Here is a 7,790-nt window from a genome sequence, read left to right as displayed (position 1 = left end):
GGGATCCACCTCGGGCAACAAGCGCCAATTCCACCTGATTTTCTTGGGGCTGCCCCAGTTGCACCTCCACATCTCGGCCAAAGAAGCCTTGCATTTTTTTCTGGTAGCTTTCCTGCCATTGTTGGAAGGGAACCTTGGGGGAATCGAACAGAAGCACCAAGGTATACCGGCCATCTCGCAGCTCTTCTCTGTACCCTCTCACCTTGGGCAGATCTGCTTCCAGAGGGCCGCGCAGACCCAGAAACTCCAGGGCATCTTCCAGGTGGGCATTAGCCCCGTAGCTATATTTGGTGATATCGGCGCGGACTTGCTTTTGAATTTCCGTGGCCTGCTGGGCGCGGGCTTGGATCACCTCGAGAGAAGGGGCGGCCAGGGCAGGTACCGGCTTGAGTTCCACTACCTTCATGGTTATCCCTCCCAACAGCAAGGGGATCCCGGCAAACAGGCCGATGAGATTGAGGGTGGGATCGTTGTAGTGGGCAAAGCCCCAAGCCGTGGCGGCAACGCCGGCCAACAAAACGAGGGTACTGACGGGGAAGGGCAGTTTTTCAAACATACAGGAGAGGAAGAAAGGCCACCTGAAAACCCAGGCTAGCAGGAAAAGCGCCAGCGGTGGACTTAGCCTCCATTGGGATGGATAATCACAAAATGCCCACCTGGTGTGTTGAGGAGTGGTCTGTGGTTCTGTCCAATCTGTCCAAAACCTCTCGTTGCTTGCGCTCGCTGGATCGCAAAGCCCAAGAGCGAGCACCTCTGTTTGAGGCCATCCGCCACTATTGCAGCTTGGATAAGGCTCCTTTTCACACGCCAGGCCACAAACAGGGACGTGGGATCCCTGCCGATCTGCAAGCCTTTCTGGGAGAGAACGTCTTCCGGGCGGATCTGACCGAGTTGCCAGAGGTGGACAACCTCCACGATCCCGATGGGGTGATCCGGGAGGCCCAGGAGCTGGCGGCAGCAGCTTATGGAGCGGATCGCAGTTGGTTTTTGGTCAACGGTTCCACCTGCGGCGTGGAAACGCTGGTGATGGCGGTGTGCGATCCGGGAGACAAGATCCTCTTGCCGCGCAACTGCCACAAATCCGCCATTGCCGGGGTGATCCTCTCTGGGGCGGTGCCGGCCTATATCGAGCCGGATTTTGACCCGGAGCTGGGCATTGCCCACGGGATTACCCCAGCCGGTTTGGAGGGGGCCTTGGCGGAGCATCCCGATGCCAAAGGCGTTTTGGTAGTCAGCCCCACCTACTACGGGGTCTGCTGCGATGTGCAGGCTTTGGCCTCCATCGCCCATGCCCATGGCCTACCGCTATTGGTGGACGAGGCCCACGGGCCCCATTTTGGGTTTCATCCGCAATTGCCCATCTCGGCCTTGGAAGCCGGTGCGGATCTGGTGGTGCAGTCCACCCACAAGGTGATCTCCGGCATGACGCAAGCCTCGCTGCTCCACCTGCAGGGATCCCGTATCGACCCCAACCGGGTGCGCAACATTCTGCAACTGCTGCAATCGACCAGTCCCAGCTATGTGCTGATGATGTCGCTGGATGTGGCACGGCGGCAGATGGCCTTAGAAGGGGAAGCCCTGCTGGGCCAAGCCTTGGCTTTGGCAGATCAAGCCCGCGCCCGTCTCAACCGCATCCCCGGCTTGCGCTGTTTTGGCCCAGAGCGTATCGGCTCCACCCCTGGTTTTTTCGATTTCGACCGCACCCGTCTCACGGTAACGGTGACAGAGCTGGGGTTGTTCGGCTTCGACGCTCACGACTGGGTTAACGATCACTTCCACGTGCAGCCGGAGATGTCCACCCTGCACAATGTGGTCTTCATTGTCAGCATCGGCAATACCCAGCGAGACATTGACCGCCTGGTGGAAAGTTTCGCCGCCCTGTCGCAACATTTTCAGGGATCCCGCCCATCCAGAGCGGCAATGGAAAAAATGCAGCGGCTGGCACAACTGCCCCGTCCTTGCTTGCCACCACAACGGCTATCACCCCGGGAGGCTTTTTTTGCTCCCATTCAGCGGGTGCCTTTCCAAGAAGCAGTGGGCCATATCTGCGCCGAGATCATCTCCCCCTATCCACCTGGGATCCCGATTTTGGTGCCGGGAGAAGAGGTGACCCAAGAGGCGGTGAACTATCTGCTGTTGGTGCATGAGGCAGGCGGCTTTATCAACGGCCCAGAGGATGTGCGCCTACAAACCCTGAAGGTGGTCAAAGCAACGGCCTAGTCCTCTCCAGCAGGTTTATGGACGGGTTTTTGCCGTTTGCGCTGGGGGGAGCAGCGGTAGGGAGTTTGCCGGGGTGCCGGGGCGGCGGGCTACCTTCACCCGATCCACCCGTGGCCCCTCCATGCGCACCACCTGAAACTCCATCTCTTGGTAGGTGAACTTTTCCCCAGCACGTGGGATCTTCTGCATGTGGTAGATCAAAAAGCCCCCCAGCGTTTGGTAATCCTCGTGCAGAGGCAGGTTGAGGCCACAGCGCTCGTTGATCTCTTCAATATCTAGCTGAGCCTGGATGAGCAAGGTATTTTCGTCAAGTTCTTGGATGTCCGGCTCCTTGGTGTTGGGATCCGGGCCATCGGAGAGCTTGCCGACAATCTCCTCCACCAAGTCTTGAATGGTGATCAGGCCCGCCGTGCCGCCAAACTCATCCACCACCACCACCATCGGCCAGTGGTGCTGCCTCATTTCGGGCAACAGTTCGGCAATCGGCTTGTTCTCCGGCTCAAAGTGGGCCTCGCGGATAAAAGGCGTGATGGGGCTGTGGAGGTCGATGGATCCCTTGGCCAACTGGCCGATCAACTCCTTAACGTGGATCAGCCCGCGGATGTCATCCAAAGACTCGCCAAAGACCGGATAGCGGGAGTGCCCCGATTCCGCCACCTCCGCCAGCACCTCTTGCACCGTTGCAGTTTCCGGCACCGCGTCGATGCTGGTACGCGGGATCATCACCTCGCTGGCCACCGTCTCGCCAAACTCGAAGATGTTGCTCAACAGCTCTCGCTCTTCCGCCTCGATGTTGCCCGACTCCACCGACGAGGCGATCAGCAGTTGCAACTCCTCCACCGTCATGGTGCTGTAAAAGGAAGTGGCCTCGGGGATGCGGACGCCCAAGATGCGCAGCAGGCAGCGGGAGGAGAAGCGGAGCAGCTCGACAAAAGGGTGGAGGAAGCGGCTTACCAAGCGGTTGAGCCAGGCCAGTTTGAGCGCAATCGGCTCGGAATAGAGGATGGCCAGAGTCTTGGGGATCAGCTCCCCCACCACAATCTGAAAATAGGTGAGCAGCGAAAACACCACTACCACCGCCACCCCCTGCATAAGGGCCGGATCCACACCCTGAAACCAGTCCAAGCGGCTCAAGGCCAAAAACAGCGTGGGCGAAACTTGGGTGGCTCCAATCCAGCCCAGCAATACACTGGCCAGAGTAATGCCCAACTGGGTGGTGGAGAGGGCATATTCCAGTTGTTCCTGGGCTTTTTGCACAAGAGCTGCCTGGCGGTTTCCCTCGCTGGCCAACTGCACCATGCGGGAGCGCCGCGCCGATACCAAGGAAAACTCGACTGCGACAAAGAAAGCGTTGATGACCAGAAGACCGATGACCCAAAGGAGACTAAGCGACGCATCTCCCCACGAAAGCTCAGTGTTGGGGAAAGTAGCCGCCGAGGCTAAAGGGGGGTCGTCCATCAGGGGGAGCAGCAAGACGGATAGACAGCATTCTAGCTCAGCCTGACCCCACCACCTGTCCTCGGCCGGCAGTCGAACTGGTTTCATCTATCCGTCAACTATCGATGACGCCCTCTCCATGCCCAAAATGCAAAGGATCCCCGGCTTTCGCAGTTCTCATTCATCAAGCAGTAACAGCTACAACCTTTTCCGGCAACGCTCACCCCCGCCTATGCAGGGGGCATCTCCTGGGTGCTAGCCGTCGATATCGACAATATTGCCGGTAGTGGCGTCGATCTTAACTTCAATATCGTTGGTAAATTTCACTTCCCAAACTAGGCGTCTATCTTCGCGCTCCAACTCAACTTCTTTGATCACAGCATTGGGAACAGCAGATCGAGCGATCCGAATAGCTTCCTCAATGGGGATAGGCGGAGCAGAAGATTGGGCAAAAGCAGTTTTCATGCTCCCACCTACCAGTAGCATCGGGCCGCCGAGGGGCAAAATGCCAAGCAAAAGTAAGGAAGCAATCGAAAGTTTTGCAGGCTTTATTTACAGCTGCTTGAGCAACCACCTCCTTACCCTACCACCCTGAGACTCAAGAAGCCTTGCCACAAGGAGCATTGCTGCCTTCACAAGGAGTTCACCCCCTTTGCGTCATAGGGTGTAGCTGCTCGGCCCCTCTTCAGCTACGAACTGTTTGCTTCTCCAATCCAACCCTCTCGGAAACTGACTGGCTAAACAACGCTGCTGCGGGGGAGGAATACCTCTACGCCTATCCCGCGTGCTGCTACTACAGGCAGGGAAGTCATGTTGACGTTGGAGCTCCCGGCACTGCACGAATCGGTGATAATATTCCTACCTCTCATTCCTACCCCGGTGGGTGCCGACCATGCCAGATTTTCTGCCCTACGCCTACTTTCAGGGCCAGATTGTCCCCTTTGCTGAGGCGAAGATCTCCATTGCCACCCATGCTCTGCACTACGGGACAGCGGCGTTCGGCGGCCTACGCGGGATCCCTGATCCGCAAAACCCGGATCAAGTTCTGGTGTTCCGTCTGGATCGCCATTGCCGACGACTGAGTCAAAGCGCCCGCCTGCTCTGTTTTGATCTCCCTGCTGAACGGATTGAGCAGGTGATCGTCGAGCTGATCCGAAAAAACCGTCCCTCCACGTCTTTCTACATCCGCCCCTTGGTGTACACCTCCGACCTAGGCATCTCGCCGCGGCTGCACAACATTGAGAAAGACTTTTTCGTGTACGGCTTGGAACTGGGGGACTACCTCTCGCCAGAGGGAGTCAGTTGCCGCATCAGCTCTTGGGCCCGGCAAGAGGATCGCAGCCTACCATTGCGGGGCAAGATCACCGGCGCCTACATCACTTCCTCTTTGGCCAAAACCGAGGCGGCGCAGGCTGGCTATGACGAGGCCATTTTGATGAACTCCCAGGGCAAAGTGAGCGAAGCCTCGGGCATGAACATCTTCATCGTGCGCAATGGCGTGCTGATTACCCCCAGCTTCGACCAAGATATCTTGGAAGGGATCACCCGCGACAGTGTCCTCACCCTGGCCCGTGATCTGGGGATCCCTACCCAAGAACGGCCCGTTGACAAATCGGAGCTATTGATTGCTGACGAGGCCTTTTTAACCGGCACTGCTGCCAAGATCACCCCCATTCGCCAGATCGAGCAGTACGTCCTGCCCCCCTCCCGCCCCATCACTGAGCAGTTGCGGCAGAAGCTGACGGCAATTACCGAAAATCGGGATCCCGTCTATGCCCATTGGGTGAAGGTGATCCCTCTGAAAGAAAGCTAGTCCCTAGTCGAGGGGAGAAGCGTCATTATTAAACTGAGCACTCTAGATGGGTAGAGGGGGATCCCTTGCACGAAATTTCCATTACCTGGGCCGACTACCACCGCAAAATCGAGGAGTTGGCCGTCAAAGTCTACGAAAGCGGGTGGGAATTTAACCAAATCGTCTGTATTGCCAAGGGGGGGCTGCGCATCGGCGATACCTTGGCCCGTCTTTTCGACCTGCCCCTGGCTATTCTCTCAGCCTCTTCCTACTCTGGGCCCGGTAACCGCCAGCGGGGGCAACTGACCTTCTCGCGGGATCTAGCCATGACCACCGCCAACCTGGGCAGCCACGTGCTGTTGGTGGACGATCTGGCAGACTCCGGCATGACCCTAAAGCGCTCTGTCCACTGGCTCAAGCACCACTACGGCTTCTACATCGAGGAGATCCGCACCGGCGTACTGTGGTACAAGGCCGCCTCCGTCTATCAACCCGACTACTATGTGGACTATTTGCCGGATAACCCTTGGATCCACCAGCCTTTCGAGCCCTACGAGCAGATGACGCCCCAGCAGCTGATGCAATTGCTACGCTCTTCCGGTTAGTTGAATTTGCTCAAATTGGCTTGCTCGCGGCGCCTGCAGTGTCTAACGTCAGTTGGACTTCTTGGCATGAGCTGTCTACTTACGATTGCCCACCCCCACTGCAAGCTCTGTTCCCCAGAAAAGTTGAATGACTTGCTCGTACAACAGAAACCACCCAGCCCTGGAAAGCTCCTTGCTCAACACAAGCAAAAGAGCAAAATTCGGATCCAACTTTCTAAACCGATATCATGTCTGCAACTTTTTCCAGATCTGAAGGATGAATCGCAATAATGTTTAGAGCAGAAACTGGGTATTGCTGAGGTCTGACCCTAGTTAGCTTATTCAGGAAACGATTGTACGTATAAAACTCATAGCCTAAAGGCTCCAGTATTTTAGCTGTAGCAGTTCCGGTAACCTTGGAGACATGTTTGTTCTCGAAAATAATGATAGGGTGGCCGGCGGCAAGTAATTCTAGCCCACCGGAGACAACCTGCTCTTCTGCACCTTCTGCATAAATCTTGATGAGATCAATCTGGGGTTCACCTCTCGAGCGCCAGACAGAGTTCAGAGTAATGAGATTTACAACCTTTCCATCATTCGATACTTGTTCCGGCCTTTGCTTTGAATCGCCGATAGAGTTGAATACACTAGCTCTTTCTTCTTGTAACTGAACAGTGCCTTCATGATCCCCAGCGGCGGCTTCTATGAGGAAGACAACATCCTCTAGGGAGCTGGCACTTATTGTCTTTCGCATACACTGAAGACAAGAAGCCGTGGGCTCAATTGCGATTACACTACCCGTAGGGCCTACCCGATGTGCAGCAAGGAAAGTGTATACCCCAACATTTGCCCCTACATCGATTACGTTCATCCCTGGTCTTAAAAAGTGCTTGCAGAAGCTAATCTCGTCCTCAAACCATTCTCCTTGAGTAAGTAGGACGCGGGTGACAACACTCGAGAACGAAGGCTCGAGGGAGAGTCTGCAATTTTCATAGTCAAAATAGAGATCGGGCTGCGCAGGGAAAGAGGCTGTTTGCACTTGAGACACAACCTCCCACAGTGCAATTTCCTTGACCAGGCATGCTTGGCGATGAGTTGGATCAAGGCTAAGTATATGGTTAATTGGTATTAGCCCTTCTATCTTTTTCTGCGAGAGAAGCTCAATCGCTACCGCCAGAGCTGCTTGTTCATCATCTGGATCTACCGAATAAGTTAGGTTCCAAAATCGCATGGCTTCTGGGCTGTATACGACCCCAATATGAGTAGCTATCCATCTGGCTAAATAATAGAGGTAACTGTGTTTCGTGTAAGCATTTGGGCGGGCAGAAACTTCGCTTTCAACCCAGATGGGGAGATCTATCGCTTTGGAAGGACGTAAACCTGCCGCTTCTGTGCACAGAAATTCTAGTAGAGCGTAGGCATCTTCAAAGGCGCGAGGACGATCGCCCAGTACCAGTAGAGCATGTATTCGATTTAGCCAGCAGGGAACATGGCGGGGATCCTTAGCCAAACTTCTTCGCCACAGGGATAGTGCCTCTTCCCAAGCAGATTGACGTGTTGAGACTGAAGCATCAGCACTTAGGGATCGAATGAGCTCGATCCCAGCTTGGTTCCATTCATCTGGAGTTGAGTACAAGTCGTTGGGGTGAAACGTATAAGTTTCGTGGGATTTACCTTCTAGAATATGGAAGAAGGCAGCTTCCATGCTGCGAGCATGTTCTCTTGGATCCCAAATTACTGACCAACGACGGGAATCC

The 7,790-nt window shown here is 55.4% G+C and carries 7 protein-coding genes; 3 read left to right on the top strand and 4 right to left on the bottom strand.

The window, feature by feature from the left end:
* Window positions 1-556, bottom strand: a 556-nt coding sequence (locus NW838_RS12375; RefSeq protein WP_414358300.1) for a DUF2854 domain-containing protein, incomplete at its 3' end; no start/stop codon positions are given.
* Between the two features lie 122 nt (window positions 557-678).
* On the opposite strand from NW838_RS12375, the gene NW838_RS12370 reads away from it, so the two are divergent.
* Window positions 679-2,220: an aminotransferase class I/II-fold pyridoxal phosphate-dependent enzyme gene (locus tag NW838_RS12370; protein WP_414428128.1), complete on the top strand. Its 1,542-nt coding sequence runs from the start codon at window positions 679-681 to the stop codon at window positions 2,218-2,220.
* A gap of 15 nt (window positions 2,221-2,235) precedes the next feature.
* Here NW838_RS12370 and NW838_RS12365 read toward each other — a convergent pair whose 3' ends face one another.
* Together NW838_RS12365 and NW838_RS12360 are read right to left on the bottom strand one after the other, a co-directional pair.
* The gene (locus NW838_RS12365; RefSeq protein WP_414428127.1) at window positions 2,236-3,678 is read right to left on the bottom strand and encodes a hemolysin family protein; all 1,443 of its coding nucleotides are present in this window, start codon (window positions 3,676-3,678) and stop codon (window positions 2,236-2,238) included.
* A 234-nt stretch (window positions 3,679-3,912) separates the two neighbouring features.
* The gene (locus NW838_RS12360; protein WP_414358306.1) at window positions 3,913-4,122 is read right to left on the bottom strand and encodes a PepSY domain-containing protein; all 210 of its coding nucleotides are present in this window, start codon (window positions 4,120-4,122) and stop codon (window positions 3,913-3,915) included.
* 427 nt (window positions 4,123-4,549) lie between these two features.
* Between NW838_RS12360 and NW838_RS12355 the strand changes: the two genes are divergently transcribed.
* Together NW838_RS12355 and NW838_RS12350 are read left to right on the top strand one after the other, a co-directional pair.
* Window positions 4,550-5,470, top strand: coding sequence for a branched-chain amino acid transaminase (locus tag NW838_RS12355; RefSeq protein WP_011432133.1), 921 nt, complete (start codon window positions 4,550-4,552; stop codon window positions 5,468-5,470).
* 65 nt (window positions 5,471-5,535) lie between these two features.
* On the top strand, window positions 5,536-6,054 hold the full coding sequence (locus NW838_RS12350; protein WP_414329088.1) for a phosphoribosyltransferase: 519 nt from the start codon (window positions 5,536-5,538) through the stop codon (window positions 6,052-6,054).
* Between the two features lie 214 nt (window positions 6,055-6,268).
* On the opposite strand, the gene NW838_RS12345 is transcribed toward NW838_RS12350, so the two are convergent.
* On the bottom strand, window positions 6,269-7,790 hold a 1,522-nt coding region (locus NW838_RS12345; RefSeq protein WP_414428126.1), incomplete at its 5' end, for an FkbM family methyltransferase.

Source organism: Synechococcus sp. R55.2, assembly GCF_047462075.1.
GTDB lineage: Bacteria > Cyanobacteriota > Cyanobacteriia > Thermostichales > Thermostichaceae > Thermostichus.
This window is presented reverse-complemented; position numbering and strand designations above follow the sequence as displayed.